Annotated in this window: 26 protein-coding genes and 1 other RNA gene; 26 read left to right on the forward strand and 1 reads right to left on the reverse strand. The window is 41.8% G+C overall.

Features of this window, described 5'->3' with window-relative positions; genetic code table 11:
* Positions 1–3: 3 nt before the first annotated feature.
* From SRRS_RS11145 to SRRS_RS11185, 9 genes are all read left to right on the forward strand, one after another.
* The gene (locus SRRS_RS11145; protein ID WP_371368805.1) at positions 4–885 is read left to right on the forward strand and encodes a GHMP kinase; all 882 of its coding nucleotides are present in this window, start codon (positions 4–6) and stop codon (positions 883–885) included.
* Positions 875–1,984 (forward strand): threonine-phosphate decarboxylase CobD, encoded by a 1,110-nt coding sequence (gene cobD / locus SRRS_RS11150; protein ID WP_371368807.1) that lies wholly within the window; start codon positions 875–877, stop codon positions 1,982–1,984. The genes SRRS_RS11145 and cobD overlap by 11 nt, the downstream gene beginning before the upstream one ends.
* Entirely contained in the window at positions 1,981–2,586 is a 606-nt protein-coding gene (gene cobC / locus SRRS_RS11155) for an alpha-ribazole phosphatase (RefSeq protein ID WP_371368809.1), read from the forward strand. The genes cobD and cobC overlap by 4 nt, the downstream gene beginning before the upstream one ends.
* A 320-nt stretch (positions 2,587–2,906) precedes the next feature.
* A non-coding RNA gene (gene ssrS, locus SRRS_RS11160) (6S RNA) lies at positions 2,907–3,084 on the forward strand.
* Positions 3,085–3,204: 120 nt separating this feature from the next.
* Positions 3,205–3,636 carry a peptidylprolyl isomerase gene (locus tag SRRS_RS11165; protein WP_371368810.1) on the forward strand — a complete coding sequence of 144 codons (432 nt, stop codon included), beginning with the start codon at positions 3,205–3,207 and terminating at the stop codon, positions 3,634–3,636.
* A 43-nt stretch (positions 3,637–3,679) separates the two neighbouring features.
* Positions 3,680–4,078, forward strand: coding sequence for a CoA-binding protein (locus SRRS_RS11170; protein ID WP_371368812.1), 399 nt, complete (start codon positions 3,680–3,682; stop codon positions 4,076–4,078).
* 26 nt (positions 4,079–4,104) lie between these two features.
* Positions 4,105–4,428, forward strand: a complete 324-nt coding sequence (gene trxA, locus SRRS_RS11175; protein WP_371368814.1) for a thioredoxin — start codon at positions 4,105–4,107, stop codon at positions 4,426–4,428.
* Positions 4,429–4,546: 118 nt separating this feature from the next.
* Positions 4,547–6,490, forward strand: a complete 1,944-nt coding sequence (gene feoB, locus SRRS_RS11180; protein ID WP_371368816.1) for a ferrous iron transport protein B — start codon at positions 4,547–4,549, stop codon at positions 6,488–6,490.
* 15 nt (positions 6,491–6,505) lie between these two features.
* The gene (locus SRRS_RS11185; RefSeq protein ID WP_371368818.1) at positions 6,506–6,736 is read left to right on the forward strand and encodes a FeoA family protein; all 231 of its coding nucleotides are present in this window, start codon (positions 6,506–6,508) and stop codon (positions 6,734–6,736) included.
* Positions 6,737–6,773: 37 nt separating this feature from the next.
* Here SRRS_RS11185 and SRRS_RS11190 read toward each other — a convergent pair whose 3' ends face one another.
* Positions 6,774–6,971, reverse strand: a complete 198-nt coding sequence (locus SRRS_RS11190; RefSeq protein ID WP_371368820.1) for a DUF1858 domain-containing protein — start codon at positions 6,969–6,971, stop codon at positions 6,774–6,776.
* Positions 6,972–7,152: 181 nt separating this feature from the next.
* Here SRRS_RS11190 and lgt point away from each other — a divergent pair, with 181 nt between their 5' ends.
* The 17 genes from lgt to SRRS_RS11275 all read left to right on the forward strand — a co-directional run bounded on the left by lgt (position 7,153) and on the right by SRRS_RS11275 (position 25,890).
* Entirely contained in the window at positions 7,153–7,947 is a 795-nt protein-coding gene (gene lgt, locus SRRS_RS11195; protein ID WP_371368822.1) for a prolipoprotein diacylglyceryl transferase, read from the forward strand.
* A gap of 11 nt (positions 7,948–7,958) precedes the next feature.
* Complete coding sequence (locus tag SRRS_RS11200) at positions 7,959–8,789, forward strand: polysaccharide deacetylase family protein (protein ID WP_371368824.1); 831 nt, start codon at positions 7,959–7,961, stop codon at positions 8,787–8,789.
* A 153-nt stretch (positions 8,790–8,942) separates the two neighbouring features.
* Complete coding sequence (gene mraZ / locus SRRS_RS11205; protein WP_371369796.1) at positions 8,943–9,374, forward strand: division/cell wall cluster transcriptional repressor MraZ; 432 nt, start codon at positions 8,943–8,945, stop codon at positions 9,372–9,374.
* A 24-nt stretch (positions 9,375–9,398) separates the two neighbouring features.
* Positions 9,399–10,340 carry a 16S rRNA (cytosine(1402)-N(4))-methyltransferase RsmH gene (gene rsmH / locus SRRS_RS11210; RefSeq protein ID WP_371368826.1) on the forward strand — a complete coding sequence of 314 codons (942 nt, stop codon included), beginning with the start codon at positions 9,399–9,401 and terminating at the stop codon, positions 10,338–10,340.
* A gap of 39 nt (positions 10,341–10,379) precedes the next feature.
* Positions 10,380–10,835, forward strand: coding sequence for a cell division protein FtsL (gene ftsL / locus SRRS_RS11215; RefSeq protein WP_371368828.1), 456 nt, complete (start codon positions 10,380–10,382; stop codon positions 10,833–10,835).
* Positions 10,836–10,860: 25 nt separating this feature from the next.
* The gene (locus SRRS_RS11220; protein ID WP_371368830.1) at positions 10,861–12,948 is read left to right on the forward strand and encodes a stage V sporulation protein D; all 2,088 of its coding nucleotides are present in this window, start codon (positions 10,861–10,863) and stop codon (positions 12,946–12,948) included.
* Between the two features lie 89 nt (positions 12,949–13,037).
* Complete coding sequence (locus SRRS_RS11225; RefSeq protein WP_371368831.1) at positions 13,038–14,552, forward strand: UDP-N-acetylmuramoyl-L-alanyl-D-glutamate--2,6-diaminopimelate ligase; 1,515 nt, start codon at positions 13,038–13,040, stop codon at positions 14,550–14,552.
* A complete protein-coding gene (gene murF / locus SRRS_RS11230) occupies positions 14,545–15,924 on the forward strand; it encodes a UDP-N-acetylmuramoyl-tripeptide--D-alanyl-D-alanine ligase (protein WP_371368832.1) in 1,380 nt (459 codons plus the stop codon). Before SRRS_RS11225 ends, murF begins: the two co-directional genes overlap by 8 nt.
* A gap of 28 nt (positions 15,925–15,952) precedes the next feature.
* Positions 15,953–16,927 (forward strand): phospho-N-acetylmuramoyl-pentapeptide-transferase, encoded by a 975-nt coding sequence (gene mraY / locus SRRS_RS11235; RefSeq protein ID WP_371368834.1) that lies wholly within the window; start codon positions 15,953–15,955, stop codon positions 16,925–16,927.
* Positions 16,928–18,295, forward strand: a complete 1,368-nt coding sequence (gene murD / locus SRRS_RS11240) for a UDP-N-acetylmuramoyl-L-alanine--D-glutamate ligase (protein WP_371368836.1) — start codon at positions 16,928–16,930, stop codon at positions 18,293–18,295.
* Positions 18,296–18,309: 14 nt separating this feature from the next.
* Complete coding sequence (gene spoVE, locus SRRS_RS11245; RefSeq protein ID WP_371368838.1) at positions 18,310–19,413, forward strand: stage V sporulation protein E; 1,104 nt, start codon at positions 18,310–18,312, stop codon at positions 19,411–19,413.
* A gap of 17 nt (positions 19,414–19,430) precedes the next feature.
* Entirely contained in the window at positions 19,431–20,549 is a 1,119-nt protein-coding gene (murG, locus tag SRRS_RS11250; RefSeq protein WP_371368840.1) for an undecaprenyldiphospho-muramoylpentapeptide beta-N-acetylglucosaminyltransferase, read from the forward strand.
* A gap of 139 nt (positions 20,550–20,688) precedes the next feature.
* Complete coding sequence (gene murC / locus SRRS_RS11255) at positions 20,689–22,068, forward strand: UDP-N-acetylmuramate--L-alanine ligase (RefSeq protein WP_371368841.1); 1,380 nt, start codon at positions 20,689–20,691, stop codon at positions 22,066–22,068.
* 63 nt (positions 22,069–22,131) lie between these two features.
* Complete coding sequence (gene murA, locus SRRS_RS11260) at positions 22,132–23,385, forward strand: UDP-N-acetylglucosamine 1-carboxyvinyltransferase (RefSeq protein ID WP_371368843.1); 1,254 nt, start codon at positions 22,132–22,134, stop codon at positions 23,383–23,385.
* A 13-nt stretch (positions 23,386–23,398) separates the two neighbouring features.
* On the forward strand, positions 23,399–24,331 hold the full coding sequence (locus tag SRRS_RS11265; protein ID WP_371368845.1) for a D-alanine--D-alanine ligase: 933 nt from the start codon (positions 23,399–23,401) through the stop codon (positions 24,329–24,331).
* Positions 24,332–24,427: 96 nt separating this feature from the next.
* On the forward strand, positions 24,428–25,174 hold the full coding sequence (locus SRRS_RS11270) for a cell division protein FtsQ/DivIB (protein ID WP_371368846.1): 747 nt from the start codon (positions 24,428–24,430) through the stop codon (positions 25,172–25,174).
* Between the two features lie 23 nt (positions 25,175–25,197).
* Entirely contained in the window at positions 25,198–25,890 is a 693-nt protein-coding gene (locus SRRS_RS11275) for a DUF881 domain-containing protein (protein WP_371368847.1), read from the forward strand.
* The last annotated feature ends 2 nt before the right edge of the window (positions 25,891–25,892 follow it).

The raw sequence follows: 25,892 nt of genomic DNA on the forward strand, positions 1-25,892 counted from the left end.
TCTATGATCATAAAAGTTAAAGCACCTGGCACATGCGGCGAATTGGTGCAGGGAACAATAAATGGGGTTAACTTTTTGATTACTTGTCCGGTGGATTGGTATTCAGAAGTATCAGTTATTCCTGACGGCTCGAGGGCAAGCGCTGAGCCTAAGACAACAGCGGCTATGGTCAAAACACTTAATTATCTTAAGACTTCAGGAAATTTCGGATTACGAGTAACATCCGATTTGCCGGTGGGAAAAGGTATGGCTTCCAGCAGCGCTGATATCAGTGCTGCTTGTCAGGCTACTGCGTTAGCCGCTGCCGGCAAGAAACTGTCTTGTGATGAAATTGCCGATATTGCCTTACAAATTGAACCTACTGATGGTATTTTCTACCCGGGAATTGTTATGTTTGATCATGTCCAGGGAAAAATTCGACGGCAACTAGGGTATCCACCACCTATGTATATTGCTGTTTTTGATGTTGGCGGTGAAGTGGATACGCTGGCCTTTAATGATCGTGAGGATTTAGCAAGTTTAAACCGAGCCAATGAACAACAGATTGCTGCCGCCGTTGAATTGGTGACAAAGGGTCTCGAAACGGGTGATGCCCGGCTTATTGGCCAAGGTGCCACCTTGAGCGCGTTGGTTAATCAGACGATATTGTTTAAACCCTGTATTGAGCAGGTAATATCTATGAGCCGCGATTTTGGTGCTGTTGGTGTTTGTGCGGCTCATAGTGGCACAGTAATAGGAATTATGTTCAGTGCAACAACTATGGATGGGCATGAGAATTGTATTGATGAAGTAACCCGTGCTTGTCCTGAAGTTACTTATTTGAGGACTGTCCGGCTGATAGGCGGCGGACTTATTGTAACAGGAGATGATGGCAGTGAACGCTGAAGGTAAACCAGTCAGTTTTGTTCACGGGGGTAATGTACACGCTTGGGCAAGAGAACGTGGGGAAAAGATAGCAAGTGTACTTGATTACAGTGCAAATATTAATCCCTTAGGATTGTCTGAGCGTGTACGGCAAGCATTAATTAATTCTATTGAACAGGTTATTCATTACCCAGACGTTGAAGCGTCTGCACTAAAAGAATGTATAAGTAACCATTATCAGGTTGATACTTCATATATTACAGCAGGTAATGGAGCAGTCGAATTATTGTATGTTCTGGCTCATACCCTGCGTCCTAAGCGAGTACTTATTCCAGCCCCTGCGTTTTGCGAGTATGAGCGTGCTGCGAGAGCTGCCGGGGCTGCTATTGAATATATGTATTTATCCGCAGCAAATGATTTTGTTCTTGATATGGATCTACTATGCAGCCGGTTAAATGGGATAGATATTGTTTTTATTGGTAACCCCAATAACCCTACGGGTACGCTTTTGCAAGTCGGCCGGCTTGAAAAGTTGCTATCAGCGGCCAAAAAAGCCGGAACAATGGTAGTGGTTGACGAATCATTTATGGATTTTATTTCTGATGATCAGGTGTATACAGGCCGCCCGCTGCTTTCACATTATGATAACCTAGTAATACTGCATTCACTAACAAAGTTTTATGCTATACCTGGTCTTAGACTCGGTTTTTGCCTGTCTAATTCTAAACTTACCACCAAACTGCATGCGGCCAAAGATCCATGGAACGTTAATTCTTTAGCCCAAGCGGCCGGAGTTGCTGCGTTAGCGGATAAAATATATCAAAGCAAAAGCCGTGAGGTAATAGAATACCAAAAAAATGCTTTATACACAAAACTGAAGGCTTTAGCAGGTGTAAGGCCATTTATGCCTGCTGTTAACTATATATTGTTGGATATAAGTCAATCAGGCTATACTGCTGCCGAAGTAGGCCGGGCGTTATCCGTATACGGTGTTTTAATCCGTAATTGTGGCAACTATCCCGGTTTGTCTCCCTATTACATGCGGGTAGCTGTAAAGCTAGCTGAGCAAAATGAAATTTTGCTCGGACATTTGGAACAAGTGTTAAGGAGAAACTCATGACTAGATTAATAATAGTGCGGCATGGACAAACGTTGTGGAATTTAGCTAAAAAATATCAAGGCCATAGTGATATTGCTTTGACAGATAAAGGGCTCCAACAGGCGCAAGCTGTAGCTGAAAGGTTAGTAGCCGAGAAGATCGACGCTGTTTATGCCAGTGATTTATCCCGGGCTTTTAAAACAGCAGAATGCATTGCCGATAAACATAATTTACAGGTAACCAGTGTTCCTGCGTTAAGAGAAATAAAGTTTGGCGAATGGGAAGGGCTTACTTACGAAGAAATTTCGGAAAAATGGCCGGGAATGTTAGGCAAGCTGTGGACAACGCCGGATGAACTAGAAATTCCCGGAGGCGAAACCTTCTATCAACTCAAAGAGCGTGCTTACGCTGCTATAAAAAAAATTGTTAAAGATCACCCGGAACAAACAGTAGTTATCGTGGCGCATGGCGGTACTATTGGTACAATTATGTGTGCCATACTTGATATTCATTTAAATCATGTGTGGAGTATAAGACAGGATAATACTGCTGTAAATATAGTCGAATATCATGACGACAGACCGACAATCATCCTGTTAAATTGTATCAGACATTTATTGTGATAAGTAATAAACCCCGGCTTTGTGTGGACGACAAAGCCGAGGTTATTATCTGAGACTTTTTATCGAATAAAAGTAATTAGATTACGTATAGGCAAGTGATAAAGATAACATGGATTGTTATAATGATTAGAAATTTGAGTGGATAGCAAAGTTAATAGCAAAATATCCGTAAAGTCAAATAACTTACGCCTACGTATAATCAAGATATAACGGTATTTTTAAGAGTAACTTAGTATATTAATCGAAAAACTCAGCTTTTTGCGTTGTTTTCATTCTTGAGCTAGTGTGAAGGTCATGATAAGATATATATGTCGAACGGAAAATGCCTGAAGTGCTCGTTAATCTTTTATATGTTCAACCGACTCATTTACATGGGGAGTTTGATGTTATGCAGCTGCCGGGCCTCCTGAGAGTGGAAGGCAAAACCATAACTACAAAGCGCCCACCTGCTAGCGGGCAGGTTTTGAACATATTGAGTGACGACATTTTGGGTTACATAAATAATTATAATACTCTTTCTATGCAGAAGGAGTATTTTTATTTGTGATTTTCCAGTTTTGCCAAGTTATAACTAACTATGTTATAATAAAATAATTCTATTTAAGAGAGGGATACAATTTGAAAAAAGCGATTATCGAAATGGATAAAGGAAATGTAGTTATTGAGCTGTTTGAGGATGATGCCCCTAAAACAGTAGCAAATTTTGAAAAGCTGATTAAAGAAGGCTTCTATGATGGATTAATGTTTCACCGCGTAATTAAAGGGTTTGTTGCGCAAGGTGGCTGCCCTCAGGGTAACGGTACCGGCGGCCCGGGGTATACCATTCCTTGTGAGACCAAAGGTAATCCGAATAAACACGAACGGGGATCCTTATCTATGGCACACCGCGGTCCAAATACCGGTGGTAGCCAGTTCTTTATTGTATACGAACCACAACCTCATCTGGATGGCGTACATACTGTATTCGGAAAAGTTATTGAAGGTATGGATGTAGTCGATCAAATCAATCAAGGCGATGTAATGAATAAAGTAACAGTCGTTGAGGAATGATTTAAGGGTTGATGCCGTAAAATAACGGTAAGGAGGATGCTCTGTGAGTCATGTTGAGTCAATGCTGAAACTGAAACATTGGGCGGTTGTAGGAGCTACTGATAACACAGAAAAATATGGTTGTAAGATTTATAAAGTGTTGAAGGCAGCAGGCTACAATGTGTATCCAGTAAACCCGGGCATAAACGAAATACTTGGTGATAGATGCTATCCGGCGCTTAGTGATTTGCCGATTACGCCTGAGGTTGTGAATATTGTAGTTCCGGCGAAGATTAGTGAACAGATAATAAATAATTGCGCGGAATTAGGAATTAAGAATGTTTGGCTGCAGCCTGGTTCCAACGCTGCCAATGTAGTAGCCTTGGCTAAAGAACTTGGTCTTAATGTGGTTGATAAAAATTGTGTATTAGCTGAACTTCGCAACCACAAACAGGATATATAAGAAATTAGTTAAAGGGGGACTGTCTGATGGCGACTGTAGTCAATGCCAACGAAAATAATTTTCAAGAGGAAGTCTTAGACTCGGTTATTCCCGTGATTGTTGACTTCTGGGCACCGTGGTGTGGTTATTGTACTAGGTTGGCACCGGTTCTGGATGAGCTGGCACAAGAAATGGATAGCCGAATCAAGGTTGCCAAAGTCAATGTGGACGAAAGCCGGTCACTGGTACAAAGGTATGGTGTCATGAGTTTGCCAACAATGATTGTCTTCAAAAGTGGTGACGAAGTAGAAAAAATAATGGGTTATATGCCCAAAGCCAATATTGCTGCTAAACTAGAAAAGATAGTTTAACTTTATCCCGGTCTACATGACCGGGATTTTTATTTTGCCTGACAAACGCATATACCCGCATTCTTAAGCATAGGAAGTATCAATAATATTTTCTTCAAACAAGCGGGGGATTTCAGCAATGAACGATACAGCAGCAAAGGTGGTATTAGTCGGTTCGCCTAATGTCGGTAAAAGTGCAATATTTAACTATTTAACAGGCAGCTATGTAGCTGTATCTAATTATCCGGGAACTACGGTTGATATCTCTATAGGCCGTTTAAAATGTGGAAAAAAACATTTTGAAGTTATTGATACACCGGGTATGTATTCGTTAATCCCGATAACTGATGAAGAAAAAGTAACCAGGATGTTATTAACTACCCAAGTGCCAGAGGTAGTTGTCCATGTTATTGATGCTAAAAATATACGACGCATGCTTATTATGACGTTGCAGCTTATAGCTGCCGGCTTACCTGTTATACTTGATCTAAACATTATGGATGAAGCCCAAGATAGGGGGATGTTAATTGACATAAAACTATTAGGAGAAGTGCTGGGGATTCCAGTTATCGCTACTTGTGCTGCTAAAAAGATAGGGCTCGATAATCTTAAACAAGCAATTGCTAACCACAAGAGAGCTATTCCTAAAGTTTTTACTTTACAGGAAGAAATTGAGCAAGCCGTTGTTAAGATTAGCCGACGGTTAACACGTCACTATGGATTGGGTAAACGAGTCAGCGCTTTATTGTTGCTGCAAGGTGACCAAATGACACTTGATATGGCGCAGACGGAAGAGGAATGGCTAGAAATTGATGCTGTAATTAAAGAATTATCAGTAAAATACAAGGTTGGCCTTCAGGCTATGATTGCAGCGGAATTACAGGTTGTTACCGATGAAATAGTACTTAAAGTTGTGAAGTATGCAAAACTGAGGAGGCAGCCTGCCAGGACTCTAGCAGGTTGGCTTGGTAAGGTAACCAGGCGTCCGGTGACAGGAATTCCGATTCTATGTTTTGTTTTATATTTTGGCTTATATCAGTTTGTGGGTAAATTTGGTGCAGGTTATCTCGTAGATTATATAAATAACAGCGTATTTGTACCCTTAATTAATCCGTTTGTAGAACGACTAGCCCGAACGTTTATTCCTTGGGACTGGGTAAACTCATTGTTGGTAGGGGAATTTGGTATTTTTACTATGGGATTTCGCTACGCGACAGCTATTATTCTACCCATTGTCGGAACTTTTTTTCTTGTCTTTGCGATACTTGAAGATACAGGCTATCTACCTCGGCTGGCTATGCTCGTTGATGCAGCCTTTCGTTATTTTGGACTTAATGGGCGAGCCATAATTCCGCTAACGTTAGGGCTAGGCTGCGGCACAATGGCTGTTATGGTTACGCGTACATTAGAAAGCAGGCGTGAACGGCTATTAGCCACTTTTTTACTATCGTTAACGATACCCTGTTCGGCGCAATTGGGTGTGGTGCTTGCCCTGTTATCGCATAATACTGCCGCAGTTGCCATTTGGAGTATGTATATGCTGGTGGTTTTTATTTCTATAGGTTGGATCAGTGCTAAGCTGGTACCAGGTAAACGAAGCGCTTTTTATATGGAAATACCACCACTTAGGCTGCCGTTATTATCTAATGTCGTGAAGAAAGCTTATAGCAGAATGTCCTGGTATTTTATGGAGATATTACCTGTATTTATTATCACAAGTGTAGTGCTGTGGGTAGGAGATTATAGCGGTATTTTGAATGAATTAATCCAATGTTTTGAGCCTGCGATGTTATTTATTGGTTTACCGCCGGAAGCTGCTCAAACATTTCTTCTAGGTTTTTTCCGCCGTGATTATGGTGCGGCCGGATTGTATGACTTGACGATTGCAGGAAAATTGACCGATACTCAATTAGTAATTGCTGCAATTGCTATTACCTTGTTTGTTCCTTGTATTGCACAGTTTGCTGTTATGGCTAAAGAACGGGGTATGGTTACTGCTGTTACTATGGTAATATTGATTGTTTTGATAGCTTTTGGTTCGGCGGCTTTCGTACATAGAGTACTTAGTTTATTTGCATTCTAAAGGTGAGGGGATAAGATGATAGAACAATCTGTCACTACACTTAAAGCTGGTGAAAAAGGCAAAATTGTGGGGATAGCTGCCCGCGATGCTGCAAGTTTGAGAAAGCTTACTGTATTTGGCTTATTGCCAGGGATGGAACTTGAGATGATACAAACATTTCCTGCTTTTGTTCTGGAAATCGGGAATACCCAATTGGCTCTCGATTATGAAGCGGCGTCGGGAATTGTTGTGGTAAAATGTATGTAGCACAAAAAAAAAACGGGCATTAGCCCGTTTTTTACAATTATTCACTTACTGCTTTGTTTAAGTCGGCAACTAAAGCAGCTATATCAATACCATGGGCAGCGGCACCTTGTTCGATGTTTTCGAAACGGGCAGCAGCGCAGCCCAGACAGCCCATGCCAAAATTGCGAAATACTTGAACTGTTTGAGGATATTTTTGTACAACTTCGACAATGCTCATTTCTTTAGTAATAGTCATTCTCTAGCCTCCTTGAATTGTTATGGAATTTGTTGGTAAGACAATTAATTATATCATACTTGACTAATGGTTGTCATGACTTTATTATGAATTTAGGGAATGTCGTACGATGCTTTTATTATCGCCTGCATTTTAGTTTTTATGTACTTTATATGCAAATCTGACGGCATTAGGAGTGTACATGGGAAAAATTGCTTGTTCGATTGGAATGCTTAACTTTAGTTGGTTTGGTTTGATTTTATCAGTTGCCATAATAATTGCGTATTTAATTAATTTGTATCATATCCGTTTGCATAAAGAAAATACGGATAAATTGCTTGAGTTGACACTTTACTGCATACCTATGGGAATAATTGCCGCCAGGCTTTATTATGTAATGGTAAATTGGCCATTGTATGCAGATGCACCGAATGAAATTTTCCAAATTTGGCATGGAGGGTTAGCGATTCACGGTGCCTTAATTGGAGTTACGCTCACTATTTTGCTATATTCCAAAGTGAATAAAATTTCTTTTTGGCGTTGGGCTGACCTAGTTGTGCCTGGTCTTATTTTAGGATATGCGATTGGACAATGGGGAAATTTCATTAATCAGGATGCATTTGGGTATCCTACTGATGTTGTCTGGGGAATTTATATTGATTATGTTTATCGACCGATTGGCTATGAGCAGTTCGATTTTTTTCATCCCACTTTTTTATATGAGTCCCTTTGGAATTTATTAATATTTATTTTACTATTCGCGATGAGTTGGATAGCGGCCAAAAAACCGAACAAAATAGCGTCAGGCAGTCTATTTTTATTATATATAATTTTTTATTCTGCAGGTCGTGTGGTTACTGAGGAATTTCGGCTTGATAGCGAGATGCTAAACGGGTGGCGTTTAGCGCAAATCATAAGTGCAATTTCTATTGTTTTGGGCGGAGTCCTTTTGTTTTGGCGTAATAAATTAACCCGGAATAATGGCCGGGGATTTTAGGAGGAGATGTGGTGTCCCGCTTTAGCCGGCGCCAGGGATGTCTTATTATTCTTGGTCTAATTTTTTTATTAATTTTAGCATCGTCTACCGTTAGCACTACTGCGGTGGTCGCTGGACGCAATGTTAATCGTTTCGAAAGTACAGCTCTTGCTGATGTTCCTATCTTGAATTATCATAAGATCGATACATTTTATCATGCTCTATCTATACCTCCTCAGGAATTTGAAGAGCAAATAGCGTATTTGTCACTAAACGGCTATACTACCATTACGCCAGATGACCTTATGGCCTATTTTAATCATGATAAAGAATTACCGGAGAAGCCAATATTAATTACGTTTGATGACGGATATCTTGATAACTATACTAATGCGTATCCTATTTTGAAAAAGTATGGTTTTACTGCAACGATATTTATTGTTACTGATTTGGTCGGGCACGATGAGCGGTTTATGACTTGGGATCAAATACGGCAGATGCAACAGGATGGCTTTGTCTTTGGGTCGCATACAGTATCTCATATTGCGCTTACTAATCTTCCCCGAAATCAGGCTATGGACGAATTGGTAAACTCACGTAAAGAAATTGAAAGACAATTGGGAACTAAAGTGAGATACTTTGCTTATCCTACTGGGGCCTATAATCAACAAGTGGAAGAAATGGTAAAACAGGCGGGTTATAGGGCGGCATTTACCATCAGGTATGGGCAGGCTGGTATTGACAGTAATCCTTACGCACTGGAGCGTATTCCTATATTTAGAGGTCAGCAGACTTTTCGGAGTTTTTTTATCAGACTTAATGGTGCGCCGGTATTGGAACGATTTGGTTTGATAAGAAATTGATGAGTTGGCTATAGGACTTAAGTCTCCATTTATTGTTTTTTTAAATTCCTGCAAATTTTAGGCAGGAATTTTTTTTTTTGCCCAGAATAGACTAAAAAGTGGTGTATAGTGGTGAAAAGTGGATGAGTTATCTTTGTGGTGGTGATGACAGCCGTGTTTATGGGTGAATACTTACATACTGTTGACAACAAAGGACGGCTGATTCTCCCTGCTAAATTTCGTGAAGAACTGGGAGAAATATTTATTGCTACCAAAGGACTTGATAACTGTTTATTTGTATATACCCAAAGCGAGTGGGCTATCCTAGAAGAAAAATTAAAAAAACTACCATTAGCCAAACCAGAAGCAAGAGCTTTTGTACGCTTTTTCTTTTCGGGGGCAGCTGAATTGGAATGTGATAAACAAGGCAGGGTGTTATTGCCGACTAATTTGCGTGAACATGCGAATCTGGAAAAAGATGTTGTGGTTATTGGCGTATCTACCCGAATTGAAATTTGGGATAAAGGTGCTTGGGACAAGTATAACCAGCAAATTAGTCCCACAGTGGCCGAAATAGCCGAGAACCTTGCCGATTTAGGGATTTAATTATAATTGAAACGAGTGGTCTAAGTGCAAGAATTTAATTTTGAACATACCAGTGTGTTGCTGGAGGAAAGCGTTTCAGGTATCTTTTCCGACCCGCAGGGTATCTATGTGGATTGTACGTTGGGGGGGGCTGGACATTCAATGCGTTTGGCCTCACGCTTAGCAGCAACAGGATGGTTGATTGGTATTGATCAAGATCCGGCAGCAGTCAATACCGGTAAGCAGCGGTTGGCAGAGTCGGCATGCAAAATAAGTATTGTTCAGAATAATTTTCAAAATTTAGGTTTGGTTCTTGATGAATTAGATACAGGTTTAGTTGACGGCATATTGTTTGACTTAGGGGTCTCTTCCCATCAGCTTGATGTTGCCGAACGGGGATTTTCCTATATGCAGGATGCGCCGCTTGATATGCGCATGAATCCCAATGCCAATTTTTCAGCCTATGATGTCGTAAATTCTTATACAGAGCAACAATTGGCTGAAATAATTACTGAGTATGGCGAAGAACGATGGGCGAAACGGATAGCTAAATTTATCGTTGAAGATAGAATGAAAGGCAGTATTGAGACAACCGGGCAACTGGTAGATATTATAAAAAAAGCTATACCTGCCGGGGCGCGTCGCGATGGTCCACATCCTGCAAAACGAACATTTCAAGCTATCAGAATTGAAGTAAATAATGAATTGGGAATTCTACGTGATACATTTATTACGGCGGTTGAAAGATTAAAACCCGGTGGACGTATCGGTATAATAACTTTTCACTCGCTAGAGGATAGAATCGCTAAACAAACTTTGCAGGAGTTAGCCAAAACGTGTATTTGTCCGCCACAGTTGCCGATATGTGTTTGCAATACCAAGGCTAAAGTCAAGGTATTAGGCAAACCAATTCCACCATCGGCCGACGAACTAGAAAACAATCCAAGGGCTCGCAGTGCTAAACTTAGGCTAGCACAAAAGTTATAATCTGGGAATTGTTCTAAATAGTGGGGAGGAACAATAAAAATGTTAGTACATAAAAAGCAAGAAATGTATGTATATGAACAAGAAGCCGCTTCGCCTGCGCCCAAGGTTGTAAAAAAAGCCGACAAACGGCTGCGTGCTAAGTGCTTGATATTAGTAGTTATTGCGACTGTAATGGCTGTGGTTACAACCATGCAGAGTGCTGCTATTGTTCAAGCCGGTTATGATTTGGTAAAAGTTAAAAGCCAAGTTGCAAAAGTCGAAAAGGAAAATGAACTTTTGCGGCTGGATATTGCCAAACTTAAGTCGCCGCAGCGTATCGAAGAAATCGCGACAAAAGAGTTGGGATTAGTTATGCCTAAGAACGCTTATTACGCATCGGCAACTGCTCCTGCAGCCAGTCAGCCTCAGCCTGTCGCTGCTAAGACTGAAGGGGTAGCTGATAAGATGTTAAGTGCGTTTAAAGTCAACAAAGCGGAGGCGAGTAAAGGGCGGTAATTTAGATGATGGGGGAGATACATAAGTGGCATCTGTTTCGCATGTTACCATCAGGAAAAGGGTGGCATTCCTTTTTCTTTTGATATCGGTAATTATGATGGGGTTGATTGGTCGCTTACTATATCTCCAGTTCTATAAGAGTAGTTGGCTAGCGGAGAATGCTGTGGATCAGCGCATACGTGAAATTCCAGTTGAGGCCAAACGTGGCATTATTTATGATAGGAATGGCCGTGAACTTGCAGTCAGTGTCAGCACGGAATCTGTATATGCGATACCAGCCGAAATACGTAATCCTGAAGAGACAGCAGCCAAACTGGCTGCTATTTTGGCATTAGATGAAAACAATCTTAAAAACAAATTAAAACGGCGTCAGGCCTTTACTTGGATAAAACGCAAAATTAACACCGAAACAGCTCGTCAAATACAGATGCTTAGTCTTCCAGGAATTGGCCTTACTCAAGAAAGTCAGCGTCAGTATCCTTACGATAATTTAGCAGCTCATGTTTTAGGGTTTAATGGGATTGACAGTCAAGGACTTGACGGTGTGGAAATGACGTTTGACAGTTACTTAAAAGGCCGTTCAGGGAGTATTGTTGTTGAATATGATGCACGAGGAAGAGAGATTCCTCATGCTTCCCATCGGTTTGTTCCGCCAGTAGAGGGACACAATGTTTATCTAACAATTGACGTAGTTATTCAACAAATTGTTGAGCGTGAGCTTGAAAAGGTAATGAAGGAAACCCAGGCCAAGGCGGCTACTATTATCGCTATTGATCCTCGTGATGGTTCGATTTTGGCATTAGCTAACAGGCCAGATTATAATCCTAATAAGTTCAGTGAATTCTCACCGAAATTGTGGCGGAATATTGCTGTATCGAATGTTTATGAGCCTGGTTCAACGTTCAAAATTATTACGACATCGGCAGTTATGTCTGAGCATATTGTTAAACCTGAAGAAAGATTTTTTGATCCGGGTGAAGTCGAAGTTCAGGGACGAAATATTCACTGTTGGAAACATGGCGGCCATGGCAGCCAGAGTTTTACTGAAGTAGTTCAAAACTCCTGCAACGTTGGATTTGTGAATGTAGGATTACGCTTAGGACGTGACCCATTCTACCGCTATATTGAATCTTTTGGTTTTGGTCAGCACACTAATATTGACTTACCGGGAGAAGCCAAAGGCATTATGATTGACCGTGCCAAGGCTACACCCATAAATATTGCTACTATGTCTATTGGTCAAAGTATTGCTGTAACGCCTGTACAACTGGTAACGGCGGTAGCCGCAGTAGCAAATGACGGTAAATTGCTAAGGCCTCAAATTGTCAAAGAAGTTAAAGATAAATCCGGCCAAGTTATCAGAGGTTTTCAGCCTGACGTTGTCCGGCAAGTACTTGATACTTCAATAACAAAGCAAGTTAAGGATATATTAGAATCGGTAGTTTCACAAGGATCAGGTAAAAATGCCTATATTGAAGGCTTTAAGATTGCCGGTAAAACCGGTACAGCGCAAAAAGTTGGAGCAGGCGGCTATCTTCCTGATAAATATGTTGCATCATTTGTTGGGTTTGCGCCTGCCGATAATCCACAAGTAGCGATGTTGGTTATTATTGATGAGCCTGTTGGATTGTATTACGGCGGGCAAATCGCTGCTCCGGTATTTAGCGCTGTAATGAAAGATGTATTACAATATTTAAAGGTAAATCCGCAGGTTACAGAATCGACGAAAACTGGTAACGCTGATGCACATGTATTAGTTCCCAGTGTAATTAATCTGAGTGTACCTGAAGCAATTAAGGAGCTGCAAAAGGCTGGTTTAAACCCCAGGGTTGAGGAGTCGGGTGATAGGGTTGCAGACCAGATTCCTAAACCAGGAAGCCGCATCCCCGCGGGCGGTGGAGTACTTTTGTATACCCTGACGTCAAGATATTCGTCGGGCGAGGTTACGGTACCCGATTTAACAGGGCGGACCCAGCGCGAAGCATCGGATGTCTTGGCGGAACTGGGGCTTGTTATCAATCCGGTAGGCGCAAGTGGGAAAGTTATAAAACAAGACCCTCTGCCTGGCAGCAAAGTATCAGCAGGAACAAGTATTAGTACCTATTTTGAGTAAAAGCGTTAAAAGCAATAATATTGGTAAAAATAAAATAAGAGATTGCTAAACTAAGTAAATTTTTCTATATTTGGGCAGGAGGAAATCAAATGGTCAAGAATTTAGAACAACTACTGAAATTATTGATGCAGCCTGAGGTTAAGGGCCGAATCGATAGAACTATTGAGACAGTAACTCACGATTCACGTAAAGTAATTCCGGGGACACTGTTCTTTTGTTTGCCTGGTGCTCATGTTGACGGACATGATTTTGCAGCAGAAGCCGCTAGGCGGGGCGCTGTAGCTGTAGTTATTGAAAAAGATGTTCCCGAGTTATCAGCCAATGATATAACTATAGTTAAAGTTAGTGACAGCCGGGCTGCCATGCAGGCCATCGTACCTTACTTTTTTGATTATCCCGGTCATAAGCTAAGAATGATTGGTGTAACAGGCACTAATGGTAAAACGACGACGACTTATTTGATTCGTACTATTTTACGGGAAGCCGGTCACAAGGTGGGGCTTATTGGAACTATTCAAACGTTGATCGATGATAAAGTACTGCCGGTAAAGAACACTACGCCGGATGTTATTGAATTACAGCAAACATTGGCGGAAATGGTAGCTGCCGGAGTAGAATATGCGATAATGGAAGTGTCTTCACATGCTCTAGTGCTTAACCGAGTAGCCGGATGCGAGTTTGACGTAGGTATTTTTACTAACATGACCCAAGATCATTTGGATTTCCATCAAACTGTCGAGAAATATACCGAAGCTAAAGCAGAGCTGTTTCGCCGGCTAAGCCAATCCAACAGTACCAAGAAAGGTAAAACCGCGGTAATAAATTTTGACGATAATGCCGGTGCTATTATGGCCAAATACTCAACTTGCCCGGTTATTAGTTATGCGATTAACAAGGATGCAGCTTTAACTGCTACTAACGTTGATGTTAAGGCAACAGGGGCTAGTTTCGATATCAAAGGATCCTTTGGCATAATGAAGCTTAATCTGGCCATAACAGGTATGTTTAATGTTTATAATGTGTTAGCAGCTGTCGGAGCCGCATTGGCGGAAGGCGTTAAACCGGAAACTGTGAAAAAGGCTCTTGAGAAGTTTACCAGCGTTCCGGGACGTTTTGAACTTGTTCAGGCCGGTCAATCATTTTCCGTTATTGTTGATTATGCACATACGCCTGACGGTTTAGAAAATGTGCTTACAACCGCAAAGCAGCTTGCCAAAGGTAAGATTATTGTGGTATTTGGCTGTGGTGGCGACCGTGACCGCACAAAGCGGCCTATTATGGGTGGTCTTGCCATTAAATACGGTGATATAGTGATAGCCACATCAGATAACCCGCGGAGTGAAGAGCCAGAAAAAATATTAGCGGATATTGAAGTAGGCATTAAAGAAACATTAGTTAAAGATGGTACCAGCAAAATGTATGAAGTTATTCCTGACCGTCGCCAAGCAATTACCAAAGCAATAAAGCTGGCCGAGTTGCAGGATATTGTACTTATTGCCGGTAAAGGCCATGAAACCTATCAAATATTAAAAGAAAGAACTATTGATTTTGATGACAGGCAGGTAGCACGAGAGGTCATCAAGGAGATGAATGTAAATGGCTGATTTTAGTTTAACTGAAATATTAAAAGCAACCGGGGGGCGGCTGATAAACGCTAAAGGCAATAAAATGTTTAAGGGCGTATCTACTGATACTAGGAATATTCAACCTGGAAATTTATTTGTTGCCTTGGTAGGTGAGCGGTTTGACGGGAATGAATTCGCCGGTCAGGCTGCAGAAAGAGGAGCTACTGGGGTAATTGCCAGTAAATCTGTTACTGTTCCTGAGGATGTTACCGTAATCGAGGTCGAAAATACGCTTATCGCGTTGCAGCAATTAGCAAGATTTCATAGGGAGCGTTTTACTATTCCCGTAATTGCCGTTACTGGGTCTAATGGGAAAACTACTACCAAAGACATGTTAGCTGCCGTGTTAGGCAGTAGGTTTAAAGTTCTTAAAACAGAAGCTAACTTTAATAATGAAATAGGTTTGCCGCTAACGTTATTAAAGCTTGAACAAAGTCATGAAGCCGCTGTAGTAGAAATGGGTATGCGGGCTCGGGGGGAAATTCAGGAGTTGGCAGAAATTGCGCTGCCTACGGTAGGAGTAGTAACCAACGTAGGGGAAACGCATATGGAAATACTAGGTTCGCTTGATAATATTGCTGCAGCTAAAGCCGAGCTTGTGGAAGCTATAGGTCATGATAATTTAGTAATACTTAATGCGGATAATCCCTATGTATTGGCCATGCAAAATAAAACCCGGGGGAAGGTAGTACTTTATGGATTAAATCCCGGCGCCTCTGTTCGTGCAGAAAACATTGTCAGTGGAGAAAATGGTCAATTAGTTACACGCTTTGATTGTTTAAGTGCGCGCGGTTCTGTTTCAATTGTTTTACATGCTGTTGGCATACACAATGTTTACAATGCATTAGCCGCTATCGCAGTTGGGTGGGAGCTAGGCCTCAAACTTAGCGAGTTACAAGCCGGAATCGCTAGTTTCGTACCTGGCGCAATGCGGCTTGAAGTACAGAAATATGGCGAATATACGGTCGTTAATGATGTATACAACGCCAGTCCATTATCTATGACGGCTGCGCTTGATACTCTGGCTAGCATTAGTCAAGGCCGCAGAATAGCGGTTCTTGGTGATATGTTAGAATTAGGTGAAGCCGCTATCGAGGCTCACCACAAAATTGGCAAAATAGCCGCGGAAAAAGGAATTGAAGTTCTTCTAACTGTGGGCAAACTCGCAAAACATATTGCCGATGCCGCCCGTGAGCATGGAATAAAAGAGGTTCAGGCTTTTGCCGGACATAAGGAAGCTATTGAAGCTTTACGGAGTATTATAAAGCCTGGAGATTATATTTTATTTAAAGGTTCTCGCGGTATGAAGATGGAAACTATGCTGGAGACATTTAAGGATATATCGCTGTAATCGCAACGATCCAATACAGGAGGTTATCATGCAGGAATTGTTGTATGCTGCCGCTATGGCATTTGGTATTGCTATAGTAGCCGGACCGATGCTTATTCCTATGTTAAGAAAGCTTAAATTTGGGCAAAGCATCAGAGAAGAAGGTCCTGAACGCCATTATGCCAAAGCTGGCACACCTACTATGGGTGGGGTGCTGATTTTAGTGGCACTCGTTATTCCCAGTCTCATATTTGCAGGAAATAATGCGGAAGTATTGTTGGCTTTATTTGTTACATTAGGCCATGGGGTAATCGGGTTTCTCGATGATTTTATTAAAGTAGTGCTTAAGCGTTCGTTAGGCCTAAAGGCCCGGCAAAAGCTTTTAGGGCAAATTATTATGGCGCTAGCGCTTTCGTATATTGCTAGTATTTATTTCGGACGTGGTACTGACTTATGGATACCTGTACTTGGTATTAATGTTGATTTTGGGGCTTTATATTATTTGCTGATTTTTCTTGTGCTTGTAGGTACTACCAATGCCGTTAACTTGACCGACGGACTTGACGGTTTGGCCGCGGGTACAACGACTGTTGCGGCATTGGCTTATTCTGTAATCGCACTTTACTTTAACAAGCCTCACCTTGCTATATTTTGTGTAGCGTTAGCGGGGGCTTGTCTTGGATTTTTAAGATATAATGCTCATCCTGCTAAAGTGTTTATGGGAGACACTGGTTCGTTAGCTTTAGGAGGGGCGCTGGCAGCAGTTGCAGTGATGACTAAAACCGAATTTTTACTGGTGATTGTTGGCGGGGTGTTTGTGATTGAGGCATTATCAGTTATTATTCAGGTAGCTTCGTTTAAATCAACCGGTAAACGTGTTTTCAAAATGAGTCCTATTCACCACCATTTTGAGTTATCCGGCTGGACAGAAACAAAAGTAGTAACGGTATTTTGGCTGACAGGCGTGTTATTTGCAGTTGTAGCCCTAAGCATATTAGCAATCAGCCGGGCAGGAGGGATATAAGTGGCTAGAAGGACAGAATTTGCGGATAAAAAAGTTTTGGTTTTAGGTGCTGGTATAAGTGGTATTTCGGTAGCGTGCATTTTGCAGCAATTAGGCGCTCGCGTAACTTTAAGCGACGCTAAAACCGAAGAAAAAATTGATAAAGATCTCTCAGCGCTAAAAGCATCGGGTGTTATGCTGGAACTAGGAAATCAGAATGAAGATCTCTTGGATGGTATAGACTATTTGGTATTATCGCCAGGCATCTCCATTTACATCCCATTGGTTGCTGCAGCTCAAAACAGGGGAATTACTGTTGTTAGTGAAGTCGAGGTGGCTTACCGTCTAAGCTCTGCACTAATGGTAGCTATAACCGGAACCAACGGTAAAACTACAACCACAACTCTTGTTGGGGAAATTCTTAAAACTACTGGTTGTCCAGTAGTTGTGGGCGGTAATATTGGCGCGGCACTTTCCGAACAGACTCTGGAATCGGCTGAAAAAGGTTTTGTTGTAGCTGAAATATCAAGCTTCCAATTGGAAGGTGTTATAAAATTCAGGCCGCACATTGCCGCTATTTTAAATCTGACACCTGATCATCTAGACAGACACCGTAGTATGGCTGTGTATAAGGAAATGAAGGAAAGGGTATTTGTCAATCAGCTAGCTGATGACTTTATAATTTTAAACTATGATGATGTTGCTGTACGGGGAATGGCCGAACGGGCACCAAGTAAAGTGGTCTATTTTAGTCGTCAGCAGGAGCTTGATTCCGGTATTTTTGTCAAGGATGGTACTATTAGACTCAGATGGGACGGTAAAACAATAGATATTTGCTCGGTTGATGCGATAAAAATAAAAGGCGGGCATAATGTAGAAAACGCATTAGCAGCTTGTGCAATAGGTTATTTTGCCGGAGCTCAGCCGGAAGCTATGGCAGAGATTCTTAAAACCTTCCCCGGTGTCGAACATCGAATTGAACCTGTGACGGAAATTGCCGGTGTACCTTATTATAATGATTCCAAGGCGACCAACCCCGAGTCTTCTATAAAAGCCTTAGAAGCCTTTGATGGGCATATTATTTTACTTGCCGGGGGACGGGATAAAAATACAGATTTAACTGAATTTATGCAGTTAGCAAAGGCAAAGGTAGATCACCTAATATTGTTAGGTGAAGCACAAGAGCGCTTTGCTGAGGCGGCAGCAAGTAATGATGTTAAAAATATTCATAACGCGGCATCATTTGACGAGGCGGTGTCTCTGGCACATAAGTTGGCTAAGCCGCCGCAAGTAGTTCTATTATCTCCGGCTTGTGCTAGTTATGATATGTTTAACAATTACGAGGAACGGGGGACGGTTTTCAAGGAGTTAGTGCGCCGTTTAGGCTAAGGGGGGGAGCGAGATTGGTAGGCAGACCTAAGTCGCCCGATTACGTCATCTTTTTTGCCATTATTGGTTTGTTGGGGTTTGGTATAGTAATGGTTTATAGTTCGAGTGCTGTTTCAGCATATGTAAACTATAATGACAGCTACTATTTTTTGAAGCGCCAGATGATATGGGCTACATTGGGAATACTGGCCATGTTGCTTACAATGAATATTGATTATCATGCATGGCGTAAACTGGCTAAGCCTATCATGATAGTTACCTTGGTCCTATTAGTCCTTGTTCTTGTTCCCGGTTTGGGCAAAGTAGTTAATGGTGCTAGACGCTGGCTGGGGTTTGGGTCTCTTTATTTACAGCCATCCGAGATTGCCAAGTTGAGTATGGTTTTGTTTACCGCCAATAGCCTAGCAAGGTCCCAAGATAAGATTGGAAATTTTGTAAAAGGTGTCGTTCCGCAACTGTTGATGCTGCTATTAGTGTTTGGTTTAATTTTAAAAGAGCCTGATTTGGGGACTGCACTTGTTGTCAGCGGTACCGTATTTATCCTCTTATTTGCGGCGGGGGCTAAGTTGTCACATTTAGGTTCCCTCGGTGCTGTAGGTGTTGCGGGCATAGTTGCGGCGATTATAGCAGAGCCTTATCGTTTAAAACGATTGCTGGCTTTCAGCGACCCATGGGCAGATCCGTTAAATAGCGGCTACCATATTATTCAGTCTTTGTATGCTATAGGTTCCGGCGGTTTGTTTGGCGTAGGGCTTGGACGCAGCCGGGAAAAGTTTTTATATTTGCCTGAACCGCATACGGATTTTATATTTGCGATTTTAGCTGAAGAACTTGGTTTTATAGGTACAGCTACTGTTGTAATACTTTTTTTCTTGTTTGCTTGGCGTGGCTTTAAAATAGCAATTTCGGCGCCAGATATTTATGGGAGTTTGCTTGCTGGAGGTATAACTAGTATGATAGTACTGCAAGCACTTATGAATATTGCAGTAGTGACTGCCTCAATGCCGGTGACGGGAATACCACTTCCTTTTCTTAGTTTTGGTGGATCATCTTTGCTCTTTACGTTATCCGGAGTGGGTATTCTTCTCAATATATCCCGGTTTGTCAGCTTGAAATGAATTAGGAGGCAATACATATGCGAATAATTATTTCTGGCGGGGGAACAGGTGGTCACATCTACCCCGCCATTACTATCGCAAAAGAAGTAGCCAAGTTAGTTAATAATTGCGAAATTTTATTTGTGGGAACAAAACATGGTCTTGAAGCCGATATAGTTCCTAAGGAAGGCTTTAATTTTACGACAATTGAAGTTCGAGGCCTGGAACGAAAAATTTCCTGGCAGAATGTTCTAACACTGTTTACGACAGCAGGCAGCGTTTGGCGGTCAGTTCAAATAATAAGAAAGTTTAAACCTGATGTAGTTATTGGTACTGGCGGATATGTGTGCGGTCCAGTTTTACTAGCAGCCAGTTTGCTTAAAATACCTACCCTAATTCAAGAGCAAAATGTTATACCGGGCATAACTAATAAGATTTTGGCTCGGTTTGTTGATAAAATCGCTGTGGGTTACGCCGAGGCGGAACGATACTTTAAGAAGTACAAGCCTGATCAGATAGTCTTTACAGGCAATCCAATCAGGCCAGAAGTGATGTCGGCTACGCGTGAAGAGGGGCAAAAAGTTTTGGGGATTAAACCCGATAGACTTACACTGCTGGTGGTAGGCGGAAGTCGTGGTGCACGTAGTATAAATACCGCGATGTTAGGGATTTGCAAACATTTTAATGGTAATGAAAGCATTCAAATATTGCATGTGACAGGTCAAAGCGAGTATAATAGCATAGTTGGCAATATTAAACAATCTGGTATAGAGCTTTCCGGTGATGGTAATATTATCATCAAACCTTATTTGTATAATATGCCTTTAGCTTTGGCGGCTGCCGATGTGGCTGTTTTTCGGGCCGGTGCGGTAGGGTTGGCTGAGCTAACGGCCAGAGGCATACCTGCGATTCTTATTCCATATCCTTATGCCGCAGAAAACCATCAAGAATTTAACGCTAGGGTTCTTGAAAACCATGGAGCAGCTATGGTTATTGCCGATAAAGAGTTAACAGATGTTAAACTGATACATTCAATCGAAACACTGCTCAATAATCCGCAGACGGTAGCTAATATGGCTAATAAGAGCAGAGAGTTAGGACGACCCCAAGCTGCTGAGACGATCGCCAAATTGGCGTTAAGTTTGAAAAAACCTTAATATTAATTGTTGGTAGCAACGCTTACTGGTAACGCATACAATGTTGTATGCCAAGGTGGCAACCGGGTCGTGCCAGAGTTAAGCTTCTTCTGCTAATGCGGTCACTGGAGACAGGGGCGCAAGAAAGGGGAGAAATCTATTGTTAAGTAGCATAAAAAAATTTCATTTCATTGGTATCGGTGGCTCGGGTATGAGTTCCATTGCAAAAGTTTTGCTTGATATGGGGTACACTGTTTCCGGGTCTGATGCCCAAAAATCAGCTGTTACCACTAAGCTTGAACAAGCTGGAGCAACAGTTCATATTGGCCACAATTATGAAAATATCGGCGATCCGCAAGCTGTAGTTGTTTCGACTGCTATTCCCGACAATAATCCTGAGGTTAACGCTGCGCGTGACCATAAAATCCCCATTTATCACCGAGCTGATATGTTGGCATTTTTGATGTCTAAACAGCAAGGAATTGCGGTAGCTGGTGCTCATGGCAAGACAACAACTACTTCGATGATTGCACTTATGCTGGAGAAATCAGGAGTGGATCCGACAGTAATCATTGGTGGTGAATTGGAGTCTATTGGTGGTAGCGCGAAAATTGGTAAAGGCCGCTATCTGGTTGCGGAAGCAGATGAAAGCGATGGCTCCTTCTTAAAACTTTCGCCTCAGATTGCCGTTGTAACAAACATTGAAAATGACCACATGGACTATTACAAGACTATGGACAATATATTGCGTACCTTTGATCAATTTTTACATAAGCTTGATCCAAAAGAAGGGGTGGCTGTTTTATGCTTTGACAATGCTTATGTAAGAGATATTGCCTCTAACATTGGGAGACGCTATGTATCCTATGCATTGGAGCATGAGGCAGACTATACTGCGCGCAATATAAAATCCGATGGTCCGGTTACCACCTTTGATGTATATCATGGAGGTGAGCCGTTAGGTACTGCCAAAATCTGTGTGCCAGGTTTGCACAATGTAACAAATGCTCTGGCTGCCGTGGCCGTAGGTATGGAAGTCGGGTTGAATTTTTCCCAAATTGCAGAAGGATTGAGTATGTTCCAAGGTGCTAAACGCCGTTTTCAGTCCAAAGGCAGAGTTAACGGTATTTGGGTAGTTGATGATTATGCTCATCATCCTACGGAAATTGCAACCACTTTAAAAGGAGCACGTCAGACAGAACCTAAACGTTTGATTTGTGTTTTTCAGCCTCATAGGTATACACGTACGAAATTTTTATGTAAAGAGTTCGGCGGGGCGTTTACTCCGGCGGATATGTTGATTCTTACCGACATTTATTCGGCCGGTGAGCAGCCGATTCCAGGAATTAGCGGAGAAACAATTAAGGATGAAGTTGAACGGCAAACTAGCCAGCGGGTTACTTATATTCCGGACAAAGACAAAATTGCCCGTTATCTGGCGGAAATAGCCGAACCCGGGGATTTGATCATGACGATGGGAGCTGGCAATATTTATCAGGCTGGCGAGGAGTTAGTTGAAAAGCTCACCCAGCAACAGTAAGATTTAGAAATAGAGATTAGATATATAAATAAGGGTGATTGTACTTTTCTGGGAGGGAAGACGATGGAGAAATTTATCGTCAAAGGAGAAGTACAAATAAGTGGCACCGTCCGTATTAGCGGAGCGAAAAATGCTACTTTACCAATTATGGCGGCGACGCTTTTGTGTTCTGGTATCAGCGTTATTCACGATGTGCCGTATTTGCGTGATATTCAAGCTATGCAGGATATATTGACAGTTCTGGGGGCTAAGATAACCAGGCAAGGTCATACAATGCTAATCGATACCACTAATGTTTATAAGGCTGAAATACCTGAGCATCTTATGCGAGAGATGAGGGCTTCTGTTTTTTTAATGGGCCCACTGCTAGGTAGATTCCGCAAAGTAAGAGTATCTTATCCAGGCGGCTGTGCTATTGGTCCTAGACCTATTAATTTACATATCAAAGCCTTAGAACGAATCGGTGCAAAAGTAGATGAAAGTTTTGGATATATAGATGCTGAGGCAGAAGAGCTGAGCGGCGGGGAAGTAAATTTTGATTTTCCTAGTGTTGGTGCTACCGAAAATGCTATTATGGCTGCTGTGTTGGCAAAAGGCACTACTATTATTCGTAATGCAGCACGTGAGCCTGAAATTGTTGATTTGCAGGCTTTGCTTAATAAAATGGGTGCTAAAGTTAGTGGCGCAGGTACGGATACAATTAGAATTGATGGCGTGAATAAATTAATGCCTGCCGAACATACCGTAATGTTCGACAGGATTGAAGCCGGCACTTTTTTAATGGCAGGTGTTATGACACGTGGCGATATTTTAGTTGAGAATATCATTCCTGAATATCTATTTTCTGTTACTGATAAGCTTCAGGATATTGGTGCTCAGATAATAACTGGTAAGAATTCGATTAGAATACGGGCAAGAGAACTTCGTGGCGTGGATATTAAAACTTTGCCGTATCCGGGTTTTCCGACAGATCTGCAGGCACCAATGCTATCTTTGGTAACAATCGCCAAAGGAACAAGTATAATTACAGAAACTATTTTTGAAAATCGTTTTAAGCATGTTGACGAGCTTACCCGAATGGGTGCTAAAATTAAAGTAGAGGGCCGGACTGCTGTTATTCGCGGTGTACCTAAACTGACGGGGGCCATTGTTGCGGCACCCGATTTGAGAGCTGGTAGCGCTTTAGTGCTGGCGGCACTTACAGCAGAAGGTACATCAGAAATTGAGCAAGTATACCATATTGAACGCGGCTATGAAAGTATTGAAAAAAAATTGCAGGCCTTGGGGGCTCAAATCGTAAAGGCACAGGGTAACTAGAGGGGGATTTTCTATGAAAAATAAAAAGATTGCAGTTGTCATGGGTGGACCATCTGCTGAAAGAGAAGTATCATTGAATACAGGGAAGGCTATTCTGGCAGCGTTGCAAGAAAAAGGGTATAATGCCGTCGGCATGGACCTCAACCCCCGTAGTTTTGTGGAGCAATTACAAAAGCAGCAGATTGATATAGTATTTAATGCTATTCATGGTCTTTACGGTGAAGATGGTTTAATGCAGGGTACACTTGAAATGTTAAACATACCTTATACAGGCTCAGGAGTCCTGGCAAGTGCAATGGCAATGGATAAGGGAGTAACAAAGCGTCAATTTATAGCTGCAGGGATTTCAACACCGCGTTCTCGCTTGTACAGCAAGCTGGATGTAGAACAAAAGAAGTTGGCGGACGAAATTTTAGCTGAGTTTGGTGTTCCCGTGGTGGTTAAGGCTGCTGCTCAGGGCTCAAGTATCGGTGTTGTAATCGTGGAAAAAGCGGCAGACATAGAATTTGCCGTATCTGAAGCTTCTAAGTATAGCAGTCATATTATTGTTGAGGAATTTATTAAAGGAAAAGAGTTAACAGTTTCAATACTTGGTACTGACCGGCCCAAAGCACTGCCAATAATTGAAATAGTGCCACAATCAGGAAAATATGATTATAAATCAAAATATACCAAGGGTGCTACCGAGTATATAGTTCCCGCCAGATTAGAAGATGATGTCACTGAGAAGGTACAGCAGATTGCACTCGAGGCTTATAAACTGTTAGGATGCCGGGGGATTGGCCGGGTTGATGTAATGCTTGACCAGAAAAATCAGCCTTATGTTTTGGAAATTAACACAATTCCCGGCATGACGGCCACTAGCTTAGTACCTAAGGCTGCAGCATCCATAGGCATATCTTTTGCTGATTTGTGCGAACGCATTCTTTTAATGGTGGAAGAATAATGATAATATGGGCAGTATTAACTGCTCATTTTTTTATTTATTTAGTGGACAATCCGGTGTATAATTACTGCAGAAGACGTCTACAGGAGTGATTGTATGCAGACGGCAGAACGCTTGAAAGTGGCCAGGCAGAGACGAGCGTCCATCTTGGCACTTTGGCTGGCGGCTTTGGCCTTGCTGATAGCATTTTTTTTGTTTGTTAATTCCCCATATTTTACTGTTGGTACAGTGTTAGTCGAAGGCAATAAGTATGTAACCGTTGAAGAAGTATTGCGGGTAGCCGGAGTTCCCGAGCGGATAAATATTTTTAGACTAAAAACCACTGAATTGTCGGAGCGGCTGATAAGTGATCTCCGGGTAGCAGAAGTTCATGTCGAAAGAAAATTTCCAGCTACTATTATCATTAACATTAAGGAACGTCAGCCATTAGCTTTCGTCGCCAGTCAATACGGGTTTGTAGAGATCGATCGCGAGGGCGTAGTAATGGCGGCATTTAAAAATTTGAAACAGGTAAAAGTACCTATTATTACAGGTGTTCGTTTGGGAAATGTATATGTTGGGGATCAAGTAAACAACGCTGGTCTGTTAAATGTCTTAACATATTTAGCGGCATTAGATGAGGATGTATTAAATCAATTATCAGAAGTTAATATAAAATCGACAGATGAGCTTGTTGCCTACACTACTAATTCTGTTTATATTAGAGTTGGCGATAGTCAGCGTCTTAATGAAAAAGCAAAATTAACAGGGGAAATCTTGCAGGAAATTGTCGCGAAGAAGATGGTGGTTGACTATATAGACCTCAATTACACTTCCCCTATCATTAAATTGCGTAATAAGTAGGTATTTTGAAAGGAGACGATATTTTGTTACCCATCAAACAAGGGCAATTCGCGATTGCTCTAGTCTGTGTAGTATTGGGGATTATGCTTGCAGTGCAATTCCGTACTACGCAGGACATCAAATCAAGCATTCCTTACCAAAGAGTCGAAGACTTATCTCAGCGTTTAAGTCAAACTGAAAAAGAGCGGGACACGCTTATTAAACAAGTCGAAGAACTTAAACGCGCTTCAGGTGCCGAGGCAGCAACAAAAGAATTTGAACTAGTAAAAATGGGAGCGGGCGTAGTAGCTGTGGAAGGCCCTGGAATTATTGTAACTATTGACGACAGCAAACGCCAATCCAAACCGGGAGAAAATCCTAACTTATATTTAATTCATGATGACGATATTTTAAAAGTAATTAATGAGTTATGGGCGGCAGGTGGCGAAGCTATCTCGATTAATGAACAAAGGCTTATTGCTAGCTCTGAAATTCGCTGTGCAGGCCCAACATTATCTGTTAATAATTCCCGCTATTCTCCACCCTATGACATTCGCGCAATAGGTGACCCGACAACTTTAGAAAATGCCTTAAAAATGCGTGGCGGTGTAATTGAGACATTGCAGTTTTGGGGAATTCAGGTATCTATCAAAAGACAAGATATTGTAAACGTGCCGGCATATAAAGGCGCTTTCCGGTTTGAGTTTGCTAAACCGGTTAAGGAGGGTGGTCGTTAACT

The organism is Sporomusa rhizae (assembly GCF_041428845.1).
Taxonomy (GTDB): domain Bacteria; phylum Bacillota; class Negativicutes; order Sporomusales; family Sporomusaceae; genus Sporomusa; species Sporomusa rhizae.